This window comes from Streptomyces sp. NBC_01241, assembly GCF_041435435.1.
In the GTDB taxonomy this organism is placed as follows: Bacteria; Actinomycetota; Actinomycetes; order Streptomycetales; family Streptomycetaceae; genus Streptomyces.
The window spans coordinates 669,135-683,815 of record NZ_CP108494.1; the positions used below are offsets into that span (position 1 = coordinate 669,135).

The 14,681-nt window shown below is 70.4% G+C and carries 15 protein-coding genes and 1 pseudogene; 5 read left to right on the top strand and 11 right to left on the bottom strand.

Annotation, left to right across the window (positions count from 1 at the left end):
* Positions 1-25: 25 nt before the first annotated feature.
* Together OG306_RS02385 and OG306_RS02390 are read right to left on the bottom strand one after the other, a co-directional pair.
* Complete coding sequence (locus tag OG306_RS02385) at positions 26-907, bottom strand: universal stress protein (protein WP_266744394.1); 882 nt, start codon at positions 905-907, stop codon at positions 26-28.
* Entirely contained in the window at positions 883-1,149 is a 267-nt protein-coding gene (locus OG306_RS02390; RefSeq protein ID WP_371665088.1) for a hypothetical protein, read from the bottom strand. Before OG306_RS02390 ends, OG306_RS02385 begins: the two co-directional genes overlap by 25 nt.
* Before the next feature lie 226 nt (positions 1,150-1,375).
* Here OG306_RS02390 and OG306_RS02395 point away from each other — a divergent pair, with 226 nt between their 5' ends.
* Entirely contained in the window at positions 1,376-1,837 is a 462-nt protein-coding gene (locus OG306_RS02395; protein WP_266744396.1) for a Crp/Fnr family transcriptional regulator, read from the top strand.
* 102 nt (positions 1,838-1,939) lie between these two features.
* Positions 1,940-2,164 (top strand): annotated as a pseudogene (locus tag OG306_RS02400) (response regulator transcription factor); the annotation flags it as partial.
* Positions 2,165-2,303: 139 nt separating this feature from the next.
* On the opposite strand, the gene OG306_RS02405 reads toward OG306_RS02400, so the two are convergent.
* The 3 genes from OG306_RS02405 to OG306_RS02415 form a co-directional block, all read right to left on the bottom strand.
* Entirely contained in the window at positions 2,304-3,482 is a 1,179-nt protein-coding gene (locus OG306_RS02405) for an acyl-CoA dehydrogenase family protein (protein ID WP_266744397.1), read from the bottom strand.
* A gap of 102 nt (positions 3,483-3,584) precedes the next feature.
* Complete coding sequence (locus OG306_RS02410; RefSeq protein WP_266744398.1) at positions 3,585-4,742, bottom strand: methyltransferase; 1,158 nt, start codon at positions 4,740-4,742, stop codon at positions 3,585-3,587.
* A gap of 74 nt (positions 4,743-4,816) precedes the next feature.
* Positions 4,817-5,038 (bottom strand): hypothetical protein, encoded by a 222-nt coding sequence (locus OG306_RS02415; protein WP_266744399.1) that lies wholly within the window; start codon positions 5,036-5,038, stop codon positions 4,817-4,819.
* A gap of 249 nt (positions 5,039-5,287) precedes the next feature.
* Here OG306_RS02415 and OG306_RS02420 point away from each other — a divergent pair, with 249 nt between their 5' ends.
* Positions 5,288-6,127, top strand: coding sequence for an endonuclease I family protein (locus tag OG306_RS02420; protein ID WP_371665089.1), 840 nt, complete (start codon positions 5,288-5,290; stop codon positions 6,125-6,127).
* Between the two features lie 166 nt (positions 6,128-6,293).
* On the opposite strand, the gene OG306_RS02425 is transcribed toward OG306_RS02420, so the two are convergent.
* On the bottom strand, positions 6,294-6,857 hold the full coding sequence (locus OG306_RS02425) for a hypothetical protein (RefSeq protein WP_266744401.1): 564 nt from the start codon (positions 6,855-6,857) through the stop codon (positions 6,294-6,296).
* A 188-nt stretch (positions 6,858-7,045) separates the two neighbouring features.
* Between OG306_RS02425 and OG306_RS02430 the strand changes: the two genes are divergently transcribed.
* Together OG306_RS02430 and OG306_RS02435 are read left to right on the top strand one after the other, a co-directional pair.
* Positions 7,046-8,161 (top strand): chemotaxis protein, encoded by a 1,116-nt coding sequence (locus OG306_RS02430; protein ID WP_266744402.1) that lies wholly within the window; start codon positions 7,046-7,048, stop codon positions 8,159-8,161.
* A gap of 119 nt (positions 8,162-8,280) precedes the next feature.
* Complete coding sequence (locus OG306_RS02435) at positions 8,281-8,604, top strand: plasmid stabilization protein (RefSeq protein WP_266744403.1); 324 nt, start codon at positions 8,281-8,283, stop codon at positions 8,602-8,604.
* 105 nt (positions 8,605-8,709) lie between these two features.
* Here OG306_RS02435 and OG306_RS02440 read toward each other — a convergent pair whose 3' ends face one another.
* From OG306_RS02440 to OG306_RS02460, 5 genes are all read right to left on the bottom strand, one after another.
* A complete protein-coding gene (locus OG306_RS02440) occupies positions 8,710-10,113 on the bottom strand; it encodes an NADP-dependent succinic semialdehyde dehydrogenase (RefSeq protein WP_266744404.1) in 1,404 nt (467 codons plus the stop codon).
* Between the two features lie 168 nt (positions 10,114-10,281).
* Positions 10,282-10,794, bottom strand: a complete 513-nt coding sequence (locus tag OG306_RS02445; protein WP_266744405.1) for an ATP-binding protein — start codon at positions 10,792-10,794, stop codon at positions 10,282-10,284.
* Between the two features lie 175 nt (positions 10,795-10,969).
* Positions 10,970-13,069 carry a xanthine dehydrogenase family protein molybdopterin-binding subunit gene (locus OG306_RS02450; protein WP_266744406.1) on the bottom strand — a complete coding sequence of 700 codons (2,100 nt, stop codon included), beginning with the start codon at positions 13,067-13,069 and terminating at the stop codon, positions 10,970-10,972.
* A 42-nt stretch (positions 13,070-13,111) separates the two neighbouring features.
* The gene (locus tag OG306_RS02455) at positions 13,112-14,098 is read right to left on the bottom strand and encodes an FAD binding domain-containing protein (RefSeq protein ID WP_266744407.1); all 987 of its coding nucleotides are present in this window, start codon (positions 14,096-14,098) and stop codon (positions 13,112-13,114) included.
* A complete protein-coding gene (locus OG306_RS02460; protein WP_266744408.1) occupies positions 14,095-14,661 on the bottom strand; it encodes a 2Fe-2S iron-sulfur cluster-binding protein in 567 nt (188 codons plus the stop codon). Before OG306_RS02460 ends, OG306_RS02455 begins: the two co-directional genes overlap by 4 nt.
* Between the last annotated feature and the right edge of the window lie 20 nt (positions 14,662-14,681).

Genomic DNA, 14,681 nt, shown 5'->3' on the forward strand with positions numbered 1-14,681 from the left:
CCGGCCCTCCGGGGGGCGCCTTTCATCAAGGGTGGGGAACGACGACGACCGGGCAGTGCGCGTGGTGCAGGACAGCATGTGTCACGCGGCCGAGCGGAGAACCCATGGAGTGGGAACGCCGACGCGATCCGATGACGATCACGTCGGCGTCGGCGGTCGCTGCCACCAGCACCTCGGAAACGGATCCGGCACGAACGACGTGCTCGGTCACCGTGAGGTCCGGGAACTCCTTGCGTGCGAGCTCGACGAGCCGGGCAGTCGCTGTCGCCTGATCCGCGGCGAGCCTGCCCACACCATCGGACATCGCCGCCAGGCTGCCGACGTTCTCGAGGAAGACCCATGCGCTGAGCACCCGCAGCGAGACGCCCTCGCGCGCGGCCAGACAGGCGGCAACGCGCAGCGTCTCCTTGTCGCACTCGTCGCGTGCCCCGGCCAGGACGACACCTGCTGGTTCACGGTCATCACTGCTGGGCACGACGACAACCGGAACGTGGGAACGCGCGGCCACCCGGAGCGAGTCCGAACCGAGCAGCAAGGATGCGAATCCGCCGCGTCCGCGGGAGCCCACGACGATCGTGGCATCGGGACCGGCTTCACTGAGCAAGCATGCTGTTGTCTCGTCTTCGCACACAGCCGTCGTCACAGTGACGGCGGGAGCAAGCCGGCGTGCGAGTGCGGCAGCCTCTTCCAGCGCATCTTCCGCGAAACCGTCGATCTGCTGGATGTCCTCCGGCGAGAGGTACAGCCTTCCGTGGCTCGTCCCTGTGGCGTACACGATCCGCAGCGGCCGGCTGCGGGCAGCCGCCTCGCCCGCAGCCCATCGCACGGCCCGCATCGCGTGGTCGGAACCATCAGTGCCGACCACGACCGGTCCCGACCCGGTCACGCTTGATCGAGTGCTGTCCACGGTCTCTCCTCGAAGTTGCGAGCGCCGATCTGCCGGCGATTTCGGAACTGCTCGGGCAACTCGGCTTCCACCCCGTCCCACTCCTTCTCCCACTCCATGCACCTGATGCTGTCCACCAGCTTCGTGAAGACTTTCCACCGGACGATGAAAAGTCCCACTGCCACTACAAAAGTCCCTGTCGCCGTCATCCATACAGATGCAACGGCCTCACCGGGCATCGCATTCGCGTGCTCAAGAGCCACGCCGCTCCGACTGGTGGTGGACCCCGAGATTCCTCGGCGTGACGCCGCGATGGATCTGCGGCAAGGCCCACACGCACGATGCCGCAGGTTTTGACCATCGGCATGCGGCATACCGGCCCGGCGTGGATTCCGCATGTCGCGCAGTACGGCCGAGCGCCCCTCCAGAAGCGCGCATATCGTTCAGAACGGGCGGTCGGGAACATCGTCAGCCCGGAACGGAGGTTCCATGTCAACGGCCAGGAGTCTGCTCGACGTGATCCCGCCCGAGAGGCGGGCCCGCTTGCTCGACGGGGCAGCCAGCGAAGTGCCGCTGGTCCTCGACGCACGGCTCTTCGAAGAGGGCAGAAGGGCCGACCGCTTCTGGGTCATCCGCTCCGGACGGGTCGAGGTCGACCTCCATGTGCCCGGGCGCCGTGCGGCGGTCATCGAGACACTGGGACAGGACGATCTGCTGGGCTGGTCCTGGCTGTTCCCCCCGCACGTGTGGCACCTGGGTGCGCACGTGATCCAGGCGGGACAGGCCGTGGAATTCGATGCCGCTGCCGTCCGCTCGCTGTGCGAGGCCGATGCGGTGCTGGGCCGGGCGGTCTACAAGTACGTCGCCGAGACGGTGGCGGAGCGACTGTACGGGACACGGAAAAGGCTGCTGCAACTGTACGGTCCCGGGGCCGAGGCTCCTGATGACTGAACGGTCCGGAACATGGGACCGTTCGACCCCGGTGTTTCCCTCTTGTGCGAACTCATCGTGACGAGGCGGGACTGCGCAACCCTTGACGGCGAGGAGGACCACGTGAGCGACGACACGGGGTTCCCGGCGCAGAAACCGATCCGCGTGTTCCTGCTGGACGACCACGAGGTCGTCAGGCGCGGCGTGCAGGACCTTCTCGACGCGGAACCCGACATCGAAGTCGTCGGCGACGCCGGCGCAGCCCACCACGCTCTGGCCCGCGGCCCGGCGCTCCGCCCCGACGTCGTGATTCTCGATGTGCGACTGCCGGACGGCGACGCGATATCACGACGTGCGTATCGGGCCCGATGTGCCAAGGTTGCCGGCCGGGCCGCGGAAGCCCGCAGGGGCATTGCGGGTGGATCGCACCGAGGGCACGGCAGTACTGGGCCGCCGCGCTGCCGGCGCAGCTCGTGGTCACGGCCACTCACCGTCGTACGCGCGGCATCCCCAGGCCGATCCACGAGATGATCTCCCGCTGGATCTCATTGTTGCCACCGCCGAAGGTGAAGATGACGGCGGACCGGTATCCGCGTTCGAGTTCGCCGTGGAGTACGGCGCCCGCCGATCCTTCCTTGAGCGGTCCGGCCGAGCCGACGACCTCCATCAGCCAGGCGTAGGCGTCGCGGCGGGCCTCGGAGCCGTAGACCTTGACGGCGGAGGCGTCCTGCGGGGTGAGGGTTCCGTTCTGGACCGCGGACACCATCTGCCAGTTGAGGAGTTTCATGGCGTCGAGCCTGGTGTGGGTGCGGGCGAGGAGAGTACGGACCCAGCCGAGGTCGATGACGCGGCGGCCGTCGGCGAGTGCGGTGTCCGTCGCCCAGCGCTGGACGTTGTGGAGGGCGCGGACGGCCATGGTGCCGTGGGCGGCGAGGGTGACGCGTTCGTGGTTGAGCTGGTTGGTGATGAGCCGCCAGCCCTTGTTCTCCTCGCCGACGCGGCGCGAGACGGGGACGCGGATGTTCTCGTAGTAGCTGGCGGTGGTGTCGTGCGAGGCGAGGGTGTTGATCAGGGTGCAGGAGTATCCGGGGTCGCTCGTCGGGACGAGCAGCATGGTGATGCCCTTGTGCGGGGGCGCGTCCGGGTCGGTGCGGACGGCGAGCCAGACCCAGTCCGCGGTGTCGCCGTTGGTGGTCCAGATCTTCTGCCCGTTCACGACGTAGTCGTCGCCGTCGCGTACGGCGCGGGTCTTGAGCGCGGCGAGGTCCGTGCCCGCGTCGGGTTCGCTGTAGCCGATCGCGAAGTCGATCTCGCCGGCGAGGACCTTCGGCAGGAAGTAGGCCTTCTGCTCCCCGGTGCCGAACTGCATGATCGTCGGACCGACGGTGTTGAGGGCCATCAACGGCAGCGGTACGCCCGCCTGGGCAGCCTCGTCGAAGAAGATGAACTGTTCCATCGGGGACAGCCCGCGGCCGCCGTACTCCGTCGGCCAGCCGACGCCGAGCCAGCCGTCGGTGCCCAGGCGCCGGATCGTCTCCCGGTAGAAGCTTTTCTGTACGGCGGGGTCGGCATGGCGCGCGTAGGCGTTGTCGGGGACCAGTCCGGCGAAGTACGTACGCAGTTCGGCGCGCAACTGCTGCTGTTCAGGCGTGTATTCGAGGTGCACGGCCCCTCCAGGAGTCTCGCGGTCGCGTCGCCCGTGTGCGGCGGCGCACACAGTAGAACGTGTTGCAAGAATCCGGAAGGGCCGGGGCGTCCCCGGCGGGCGTCAGCGCTTGACGGCGCGCAGGACGACGAACTTCGGGTTGCCCGCGACCGTGGCGCAGTTGCCGAAGGTCCGGCGCAGCTGGGTGTGGTAACCGAGGTGCCGGTTTCCGACAACCCACAACTCACCGCCCGGCCGCAGTGCGGTGCGTGCCGTGTGGAACATGGCGCGGGCCGTCGCGTCGGTGGTGGCCTGGTGGGAGTGGAACGGCGGATTGTTGAGGACCAGGTCCACGCTGGCGGGCGGCAGCCGGGTCAGCCCGTCGCCGACCAGGAACTCGGCCGTGGCGTCCGGGCCGGTGTTGGCCCGGAAGGTCTCCTCGGCGGAGGCGACCGCCTGGTACGACTCGTCGACGAAGGTGACTGTCGCTTCGGGGTTGGCGAGCGCGGCGGACAGACCGACGACGCCGTTCCCGCAGCCGAGGTCGACGATCCGGTCGGGGCCGCTGCGCGCGGGGAGGTGGCCGAGGAAGAAGCGGGTGCCGATGTCGAGGCGCTCGGCGCAGAAGATCCCGGCGTGGTTGGTGACGGTCCGGCCGGAGACCGGACCGACGTCCTCGGGCAGGTCGTAGCGGTACGGCCAGGGGCTGGGTGTACGGGGCAGGGCCGGGTCCGGGGTGCAGAAGATGAGCCGGGCCTTCTTGACCGCGAGGGAGGTCCGGGTCGGGCCGATGATCCGCTCGAAGAGCTTGAGGGTGGAGGTGTGGATCTCCTTGACCATGCCGGTGCCGATGACGACGGTGCCCGCGTGGACAGCCGGCGCGAGCCGGTGGAGCTGGTCCTCCAGGAGCGCGAGGCTCTTGGGGACGCGTACCAGCAGGACGTCGATCCGGTCCGGCGGGGTGTCCCTGGCCGACAGGAGGCGTACGGCGTCCGCGGCCGCACCGTTGCGCTCCAGGTTCGCAAGGGTGGCGCGCTGCGCCAGGTAGGAGTCGGTGATCTGTACGGGGCGGTACGCGGCCAGCACGGTACTCAGGGCGCCCCAGCGGTCGCCCACCACGACCACGGCGCCCGACAGGCCGACCGGTTCCGGCCCGTCGCTCCCCTCCAGCCGCCGCAGCAGATACTCATCGGCAGCGTCCCAGGCGCGGAACTGGTCGCGCGGGTCCTCGGGGAAGCGGGCCAGGTCGTACCCGGCCCCTGACGTCGTCAAACGGTTCATTGTGCACCCAGGCTAGCCGAGCCGCGGGGAGTGCCCACACACTCCCCGCGCCACCCGGACCGCCTGGCCACGGGCTACGGCAGTGCCTTGTCGATCGCGGACCGGCCCTCCTGGGCGAGCCTGCGCTCCGCCCACTGAAGATTCTTCGGGGTCAGGTCCCGCCCGGAGGCGAGTACCAGGTCCTCTGCCGACGGATGATCGCTCCCGCCGGCGTGCAAGAGGCTGTCGGGAGTCACTCCCCGCAGCGTGGGAGTGACTCCTGGGGCTGCGGATACGGATTCGGGCTCGTCACTCATGCCGCCTCCTCGTCCTTTCGGTCATTCTCGCCCCGCGCCCGGCCCGCCGCATCCGATGCCTCGGCGATCCGCTCCCGGCTCACGGACCAGCCCTCACTTGACCTGCACATGATAGGTACACAGTGTTCACACCGGGGTCACGGTGCGTGTGGAAGGCTCCCGCTGACCACTTACCACACGACCACCGCGGCGCCGCCCCCACCCTGCGACGGCTTCGTGGTGCCCGCATTTTCGGAGAGGACACCCCACATGTCCCGTCGTCACCTGCACCACCGTCGCCCCTTACTGGCGACCCTGGCCGCGTTCGCCGTGCTCGCCGGCACCGCGGCCGCCGCACCGGCCGCCACACCCCGGGCAGCCGAACCCGTGGCCGCGCCGGTCGCCGCGACACCGCTCCGGACCCTCGACGACACGTACTACGAGGACGCGCTCGGCAAGTCCGGAACCGCGCTCAAGGGCGCGCTGCACACGATCATCAGCAACCAGACCAAGATCTCCTACAGCCAGGTCTGGGACGCCCTCAAGGACACGGACGAGGACCCCGCCAACCCCTCGAACGTGCTCCTCCTCTACACCGGGCGCTCCGAGCCCAAGAGCGACAACGGCGGCTCGGTCGGCCAGTGGAACCGCGAACACGTCTGGGCCAAGTCCCACGGCAACTTCGGCACCGCCACCGGCCCCGGCACCGACATCCACCACCTGCGCCCGGCGGATGTCGTCGTCAACTCCATCCGTGGCAACAAGGACTTCGACGACGGCGGCAGCCCGGTCAGCGGCGCACCGGGCAACTACACCGACAGCGACTCCTTCGAACCGCGCGACGCGGTCAAGGGCGATGTGGCCCGCATGATCCTGTACATGGCGGTGCGCTACGAGGGCGACGACGCCTTCCCCGACCTCGAACCCAACGACAAGGTGTCCAACGGCTCCGCACCGTACATCGGCCGCCTCTCGGTGCTGAAGGCGTGGAGCCAGGAGGACCCGCCGGACAGCTTCGAGAAGCGGCGCAACGACGTCATATTCGACAAGTACCAGCACAACCGGAACCCGTTCATCGATCACCCGGAATGGGTCGAGTCGATCTGGTAGACGGTCCCGGCGGCGAGCAGGCTCCTCCCCCGCCGTTTCAGCCGGCCGGGCCGCTCGCGCACCAGGTCACGGCCTCCGTACGGGGGCTGACGGCCGAAGGTCCGCATGCCCCGCCCTGCTCCCCGTCACCGGGGAGCGGGGCGGGGCATGTCCGCCTGTGCGGCCGTCAGCCGCGTTCGGCCTGCGCGATCCGGGGGAAAGTCTTGACTCCGGCCGCCTTGCTGCTGTTGGCGTGCTGACTGACGGTCCGGCCGGGTTGGACGTCCGCGAAGCCGAGCACCACGGAGTCGAGGACCTTGCCGGAGGAGTCGGCGAACTCCACCTTCACGGCGCAGAAGGCCGCCTTGTCCGTGCGGTTGGTGACCCGGACGAGAGCGCTGCGGAACTTCTCGGACTTCTCGACCGGCAGCCCCGTCACCGAGACGTCCTTGACCGCGTTGCCCTGCCCCTGGACGCCTTCGAGCTGCTTGACGGCCTTCTGCCGGTCGCGCTCGGCGGCGGCGGCCGAGGCCGCGAACTCCTGCTGAGTGCGCGGGGTGGCGCTCGCGGACCGGGTCAGGGCCGGTTCCGGGGACACCGTACGAGTGCCTCTGGCCGTGCCCGGCGAGGTGGTCCCGGACCCGCCGCAGGCGGCGGTACCGGCGACGATCACCGCGGCCAGCACGGTGAGGGCCGGAATGCGGACTGGGCGGCCACCGAAGGCGTGGCGCAAGGGGCTGGTCGGGTTCACGGACACTCCGTCTGTTCGGAAGCTCGCCGGAATGGCGCGCGGGAGAGATAGGGGAGGCGAGGAGCCGCTGGGCACCTCCTCGGACCAATAACGAACAACTCGCCCATATTAGGTTCAAACGGTATGAATTAACTCGTTGAATTCGCCCGCTTCACTCGGGAGCGGATACCAGCCCCTGGGAGAGAACGATGGACACGGACGCCCTGACTACCGGCCTGTTGAAGGAACTGCGGGCGGCCAGGCCCTATCCGGCCCTGTCCCTGACCATGCCGACGCACCGCCGCGCTCCGGACAACGCCCAGGACGCCGTACGGCTGCGCAACCTGGTGGCCGAGGCCGCCGGCCGGCTGGAAGCGGACCCCGCCGTCACCCGCGAGGCCGGGAACGCCGTCAAGGAGCAGCTCGACCGTGCGGTCACCGAACTGGACTCGCGCCGGGCCCTGGACGCCCTGGTCGTCCTCGTCACCGCCGACGAGCACCAGATCTGGCAGATTCCCCGTACCGCGCCCGAACGGGTGGTGCTCAGCGACACGTATCTGACCCGCAATCTGGTCGCCGCGAAGGCTCAGGCGCAGCCGTTCTGGACGCTCACCGTCTCGGCCGAGCACGCCGTCCTGTGGAGCGGCACGCAGGACGCCCTGAATGAGGAGCGGGCCGGCGGATTCCCGCTGACGGCTCCGCGGGAGGCGCCCAACCCGCAGCGCGAGGAGCAGATCGGCGACACCCCGAGCACCTTCACCGACGAGGAGACGCGCAACTTCCTTCGCACGGTGGACGAGAAGCTGCGCGCGGTACTGGCCGAGGACCCGCGCCCGCTGTACCTGGTTGGCCTCGCGCCCGCGCTCGCCCTTCTGGACGAGGTCGGGGAGAGCGCCAAGTCTGCCGTGGGCCGGGTCGCCAAGGGTGTTCCGGCCGACATGACGCCGGGCGACCTGCTGAAGGAACTCCGGCCCGGGCTCGACGAGCGGCGGCAGCGGTTCGCCGCGGAGATCGACGGCAGGCTGGACGAGGCGCGTGGCCGCCGTGCCTTCGCCGGTGGTCTCGACGAGGTGTGGGCCGCGGTACGGGAGGGGCGCGCCGGACTGGTCGCGGTGGAGGAGCACTTCCAGCAGACGGTGCGGGTGGCGGACGAACACCTCGAACCGGTGAGCGGCGAAGCCGCGGACCTCACGGACAGCTCGGTCCGTGAGGACATCGTCGACGAGCTCGTCGAGGCGGCCCTGGACAGCGGCGCCGACGTAGTCTTCCTCGCGGACGACGCGCTCACCGAGTACGGCCGCATCGCGGCGGCCCTGCGCTACTGAGCGGGCCGGGCAACCCGCCGTTCGCCGCATCGGGTACGCGACAGGCGTGCGGGCCCCCGAGGCCGCTGGGACACTGGAGAGAACCCCGATCGGGCCCCAGGGAAAGGAGTGATCGCACCATGCCACGCGGATCCAACCCCAAACGGGAACGGCAGTACGAACACATCAAGGAGAGCGCTCAGGAGCGCGGGGTCAGTGAGGACCGGGCCGAGGAGATCGCGGCCCGTACGGTCAACAAGGAGCGCGCCCGCGCAGGTGAGTCGAAGACCGCGAGCCGCACGTCCATCGAGGACATGTCGTCCTCCCGGCGCGGCGGTCTGCGCTCCCACAGCGGAGCCGGGGGTCCGACGCGGGAGCAGCTCTATGAAGAGGCGAAGAAGAAGAACGTCCACGGGCGGTCGCACATGACGAAGGCCGAGCTGGAACGAGCGCTCGGCCACTGAGCCCGCCGACCGGGCCCGGAGCGGTGTCAGTCCGCTCCGGGCCCGGTGCCGATGCCGGGGCCGGGGCCGGGGCACGCGAACCCGGCGTGATCCGGACGAGAGACCCTAGGGTCCGTACCAGACCGTGGTCGCGTTGCAGAACTCGCGGATGCCGTGGCCGGCGAGTTCCCGTCCGTAGCCGGAGCGCTTCACTCCGCCGAAGGGCAGCGCGGGATGGGACGCCGTCATGCCGTTGAAGAAGACACCGCCCGCCTCCAGATCGCGCACGCAGCGGCGGGCCTCCTCCGCGTCGCGGGTCCAGACGTTGGAGCTGAGGCCGAAGGGGCTGTCGTTGGCGAGTTCCACGGCTTCGTCGAGTCCTTCGACGCGGTAGAGCGTGGCGACGGGACCGAAGGTCTCCTCGCGGTGGATGCGCATGGCGGGCGTGATCCCGGTGAGGATGGTAGGGGCGTAGAACCAGCCGCGCTCCAGCTCCGGGCCCAGGCCGTCGGGCCGGCCGCCGCCGCACAGCACGCGCGCACCCTGCCGTACCGCGTCGTCCACCAGCTCCTCCAGGTCGGTGCGGCCCTGTTCGCTGGAGAGGGGGCCGACATCGGTGGCTTCCTGGAGCGGGTCGCCGACGGTCAGATCGCGCATGCCCACGGTGAACCGCTCGGCGAACTCGTCGTACACCTCCGTGTGCACGATGAACCGTTTGGCGGCGATGCAGGACTGGCCGTTGTTCTGCACCCGGGCGGTCACAGCGGTACGGGCGGCCCTGGCGACGTCCGCCGACGGCAGGACGAGGTACGGGTCGCTGCCGCCCAGTTCCATGACGGTGTGCTTCACCTCGTCGCCGGCGATGGACGCGACCGAGCGCCCGGCCGGTTCGCTGCCGGTGAGGGTGGCGGCGGCGACCCGGCGGTCGCGCAGGATCGACTCGACCGCTCCGGATCCCACCAGCAGGGTCTGGAAGCATCCCGCCGGGTATCCGGCCCGGCGGAACAGGCCCTCCAGGTACATCGCCGTCTGCGGGACGTTGGACGCGTGCTTGAGCAGGCCGACGTTCCCGGCCATCAGTGCGGGTGCGGCGAACCGGATGACCTGCCAGAGTGGGAAGTTCCACGGCATCACGGCGAGGACGGCGCCCAGCGGGCGGTAGTGGACATAGGCCCGGGACGCGCCGGAGTCCCGCACGTCGGCCGCCGACGGGTGCTCGTCCGCGAGGAGTTCCTCGGCGCGGGCCGCGTACCAGCGCATCGCTTTCACACATTTGGCGGCCTCCGCGCGGGCCGCCTTGACGGGTTTGCCCATTTCGGTGGTCATGGTGCGCGCGATGTCCTGCTGGTCCTCTTCGAGGTGGCCCGCGGCGGCGTTCAGCAGGTGGGCCCGTTCGCCGAATCCGGTGGTGCGGTACTGCCGGAACGCGGTCGCAGCGGCGGCGAGCTTCTGCTCGATCTCGGCCTCCGCGAGCGCGTCGAATGTTCTGAGGGTCTCGCCGTTCGCGGGGTTGACCGTCGCGATGGGCATGGCTCTGCTCTCCTTGCCTCGGTACTGCGACCGTGCCGCGCCGTGCGCCGGGCCGCAAACGCGGGCCCCGCCGGGCGGATACCCGACCGGCGCGGACCGTGCGTGCGGTGTGCACGCCGTCCGCGCCAGGAGGGTGAGCGCTCAGCGGGTACGAGGGGGTGACCCGCCTCAGACGAGGGCGGGGGCGGTGTCGGACGCCGCCGTCGTCTCGGGAACGGCCACCTCCGGGACTACGGCCGGCGGGCGGCGGGACTCCAGCACACCGGGCAGCGGCGCCGTCGGCACCAGCTCGACGGTGCGCGGCTCCTTCGCGTACCGGGTGAACCAGACGACCTTGCCCTCGGCGGTGCGGCAGGTGCCCCAGCTGTCGCTCAGCGCCATGACGCGGCTGAGACCGCCGCCGCCGGTGCTGAGCAGCCGCGGCATCTCGGCACCGTTGTCGGCGACGGAGACCGTGAGATGCCGACCCGACCAGCGGAGTTCGACGACACAGTTGTTGTTGTCACCGACATGCCGGTGGACATTGGTCAGCAGCTCCTCCACACCCCGGCACACCGGCCGGATGTGGAGTTCGAGACTCCAGTGGCGCAGGTGCGCTGCGATTATTCGCCGCAGCTGGCACACACGCTCTGCCGAAACCTGGAGTTCGACCGAGTAGTGCCGGTCGAGTTGAACGGTCATCGTCGAGGCTCCTCACATCGAGGCCCACTCGCTTCGCCTCATTGAACCAACGACCCCCCCGAACACGAAGAGTGAGCAGATGTCGCTTCTAGGTCACTCCACAGAGTGACTCGGCAGAGCCGGTTGCGCAACACAAGGGACGGCAAACCAGCCGTACGGAGAGGATCTGCCCAGGTCACAGCAGATACGGCAGCAATGTGTCCGGGGTGATCGGGAGACTGCGCAACCGGACGCCGGTGGCGTGCCGCACCGCGTTGCCGACGGCCGCCGCGGCGCCGACGATACCGATCTCGCCGATGCCCTTGCTGCCCATCGGGTTGAGATGCGGGTCGATCTCGTCGATCCAGTCCACCTCGATGTCCGGTACGTCGGCGCAGACCGGCACGTGGTAGGAGGCCAGATCGCTCTCGGTGAAGTCACCGAAGGCGGGGTCCATGGTGCTGGACTCGGTCAGGGCCATGCCGATCCCCATGGTCATTCCGCCGGTGAACTGGGAGCGTGCGGTACGGGGGTTGAGGATGCGCCCGGCGGCGAAGACGCCGAGCATCCGCCGCACCCGCACTTCTCCGGTACGGGAGTCGACGGCGACCTCGGCGAAGTGCGCTCCGAACGCGTGCCGGGCGTAGGGGGATTTCGCCGATGTCTCCTGTTCGGTGTCCGCGAAGGCGGTCAGTCCCCCGGCGGGCAGCGGGCCGGTTCGCTCGCGCAGTTGTCGCAGGAGGTCCGTGGACGCCTTGTGTACGGACCAGCCCCAGGAGGCCGTGCCCGAGGAGCCACCGGCCAGCGGGGCGTCGGGCAGTTCGCTGTTGCCGATGTCGATCCGGACGTTCTCGACCGGGGTTTCCAGCACGGAGGCGGCGATCTGCGCGAGTACGGTGCGGGCGCCCGTACCGATGTCGGTGGCGTTGACCCGGATGAGGTACGAGCCGTCGGGTGCCGCGTGCGCCGAGGCGCTGGAGGCCAGGATGTACACGGGGTACGTGGCGGCGGCGACGCCCGTGCCGAGCAGCAGGGGTCCCTCTTCGCGGACCGCGGGGCGGGCATCGCGCTCGTACCAGCCGAAGCGTGCGGCGCCCTTCTCCAGGCAGGCCGCGAGGCCGCGGCTGCTGAACGGGCGGCCGGAGTCGGGTTCGGTCACCGGGTCATTGCGCAGCCGCAGTTCGACGGGGTCCATGCCGAGGGCCGTGGCGAGTTCGTCCATGGCGGATTCCAGCGCGTACAGGCCCGGGGTCTCGCCCGGTGCGCGCATCCAGGAGGGGCTCGGAACGTCCAGGGCCGTCACCCGATGGGCGGTACGGCTGTGGGCGGATCCGTACATGACCCGGGTCGGTACGGCTGCCTGCTCGACGAACTCCTTGATGGTGGAGGTCTGGGTGACGACCTCGTGGGTGACCGAGGTGAGGGTGCCGTCGAGTTCGGCGCCGAGCCGGACGTGCTGCACGGTGGGTGCGCGGTGGCCGACCACGGCGGCCATCTGACGGCGGGGCAGGGCAATCTTGACGGGGTGCCCGGTGTGGCGTGCGGCCATGGCGGCGAGGACGGCCTGCGGGCGCGGCGTGCCCTTGGAGCCGAAACCGCCGCCGACGTGTTCGGAGACCACGGTGACCTGCTGCGGGCGGAGTCCGAACGCGATGGCGAGGCTGTCGCGGACCGTGGTGGAGCCCTGGCCGGCGTCGTGGACGGTCAGCCTGCCGTCGTCCGTCCACTGCGCGGTGGAGGCGTGCGGCTCCATGGGGTGGTTGTGCAGGGCGCCCAGGGTGTAGGTGACGTCGACCTGGACGGGTGCGGTGGCGAAGGCCCGGTCGGCGTCGCCGCGTTCGCGGACGGCGGGGTAGTCGCCGTTGACGATCTTCGGGGTGTACAGGCCGGGGTGGTCCTCGGTCAACAGGACGTCGTGCCCGGCGGGCTCGTAGGAGATCCGCAGCGCCTCGGCCCCGGCGCGGGCCTGCTCGAGCGTGTCGGCCACCACGAGCGCGATGTGCCAGCCCCGGTGCGGGACCCGGTCGTCCTGGAGGACGGCGAGGATCGGGTCGTCGGGCTGCTTGAGCCTCGGGGCGTTCTCGTGGGTGAGGACGGCGCGCACGCCCGGCAGGGCCAGCGCCTCGTCGGTGTGGATGGCGCTGACGCGGCCGCGGGCGATGGTGGCGGGGACGGGCCGGCCGTACAGACAGCCCGGCGGGGTGTGCTCGGCGGCGTAGCGGGCGGTGCCCGTGACCTTGTCCCGGCCCTCGCGGCGAAGGACGGGGGTGCCCAGGGGTGGAGGGGCCTGGCTCATGACGGGGTCCTCACGTCTGCTGGTCGGCGTATCTGCGGTGGCTCAGCTGTCGGCGGCGAGTTCGGTCAGCGCGTCGACGGCCAGGCTGCGGGCGAGGCCCACCTTGAACGCGTTGTCGCGCAGGGGCCGGGCCGTGGCGAGTTCGGCGTCCACGGCGCGGGCGAAGGTCTCGTCGGTGGCCGGTGCGCCCCGGAGCGCGTCCTGCGCGGTGTGTGCACGCCAGGGCCGGTGGGCGAGCCCGCCGAAGGCCAGCGCCGCATGCTCGATCCGGCCGTCGCGGACGCTCAGCACCGCGGCGACGGATGCGAGAGCGAAGGCGAACGAGGCCCGGTCGCGGGCTTTGCGGTAGAGGGATCCGGCACCGTCGGGGCGCGGTGGGAGGACCACCTCGGTGATGAGTTCGCCCGCCCTGATCTCGGCGTCCAGGTGGGGGCTGTCGCCCGGCAGGCGGTGGAATTCGGCGGCGGGTACGGTCCGTTCGCCGTCCGCCCCGTGCAGGTGGACGGTGGCGTCGAGGGCGGCCAGGGCGACGGCCATGTCGGACGGGTGGGTGGCGACGCAGTGCTCGGAGTGGCCGAGTACGGCGAGGTCACGGTGGACGCCTTCGCGGGCGGGGCAGCCGGTGCCGGGTTCCCGTTTGTTGCACGGTTTGGACGTGTCCTGGAAGTACGGGCAGCGGGTGCGTTGCAGCAGGTTGCCGCCGGTCGTGGCGGTGTTGCGGAGCTGCCCGGAGGCGCCGGACAGCAGGGCCTGCGACAGGACGGGGTAGCGGGTGCGTACCGCGGGATGGGCGGCCAGGTCGCTGTTGCGTACGGTCGCGCCGATACGCAGCCCGCCGTCGTCGGTGTCGGCCACCCGGTCCAGGGGCAGCCGGCTGATGTCGATGAGCAGATCGGGGGTTTCCACACCGAGCTTCATCAGGTCGACGAGGTTGGTACCGCCGCCGAGGAATCCGGCGCCGGGGTGGGCGCTGATCTCGCGGACCGCTTCCTCGACGGACCGGGCGCGCAGGTAGGAGAAAGGTTTCATGGCGCCACGTCCTCGATCGCCTCGACGATGCGGGGGTAGGCGCCGCAGCGGCACAGGTTGCCGCTCATCCGCTCGCGGATCTCGGGGGCGTCGAGCGGCACCGGGGCCGCTGCGGGCGCGGTGCGCGCGGTGACTTGGGACGGGAAGCCGTCCGCTGCCTCGCCGAGCATGCCGACGACCGAGCAGATCTGGCCGGGTGTGCAGTAGCCGCACTGCAGGGCATCGCGGTCCAGGAAGGCTTCCTGGACGGGGTGGAGCCGGTCTCCGTCGGCGAGGCCCTCGACGGTGGTGATGCGGGCGCCGTCGTGGGCGACGGCGAGCAGCAGGCAGCTGTTGGCGCGCCGCCCGTCGACGATGACGGTGCACGCCCCGCACTGTCCGTGGTCGCAGCCCTTCTTCGCGCCGGTGAGGTCGAGGTGTTCGCGCAGCGCGTCCAGGACCGTGGTGCGGTGATCGAGCGTCAGGGTCTGCTCGGTTCCGTTGATGTGCAGGGTCAGGGTGGAGCGGTCACCGGTTGCTCCCGGCTGTCGCGCACCGTCGTCCCGCCCGCGAGAGGGGTCCACTCACTCGCACCTTTCAGAGG

Bases quoted from the DNA above. Each gene is read 5' to 3' on its own strand.
- OG306_RS02420 (WP_371665089.1), top strand. From the start codon at position 5,288: ATGTCCCGTCGTCACCTGCACCACCGTCGCCCCTTACTGGCGACCCTG.
- OG306_RS02450 (WP_266744406.1), bottom strand. From the start codon at position 13,069: ATGAGCCAGGCCCCTCCACCCCTGGGCACCCCCGTCCTTCGCCGCGAG.
- OG306_RS02395 (WP_266744396.1), top strand. From the start codon at position 1,376: ATGTCAACGGCCAGGAGTCTGCTCGACGTGATCCCGCCCGAGAGGCGG.
- OG306_RS02415 (WP_266744399.1), bottom strand. From the start codon at position 5,038: ATGAGTGACGAGCCCGAATCCGTATCCGCAGCCCCAGGAGTCACTCCC.
- OG306_RS02455 (WP_266744407.1), bottom strand. From the start codon at position 14,098: ATGAAACCTTTCTCCTACCTGCGCGCCCGGTCCGTCGAGGAAGCGGTC.
- OG306_RS02440 (WP_266744404.1), bottom strand. From the start codon at position 10,113: ATGCCCATCGCGACGGTCAACCCCGCGAACGGCGAGACCCTCAGAACA.
- OG306_RS02435 (WP_266744403.1), top strand. From the start codon at position 8,281: ATGCCACGCGGATCCAACCCCAAACGGGAACGGCAGTACGAACACATC.
- OG306_RS02445 (WP_266744405.1), bottom strand. From the start codon at position 10,794: ATGACCGTTCAACTCGACCGGCACTACTCGGTCGAACTCCAGGTTTCG.
- OG306_RS02410 (WP_266744398.1), bottom strand. From the start codon at position 4,742: ATGAACCGTTTGACGACGTCAGGGGCCGGGTACGACCTGGCCCGCTTC.
- OG306_RS02430 (WP_266744402.1), top strand. From the start codon at position 7,046: ATGGACACGGACGCCCTGACTACCGGCCTGTTGAAGGAACTGCGGGCG.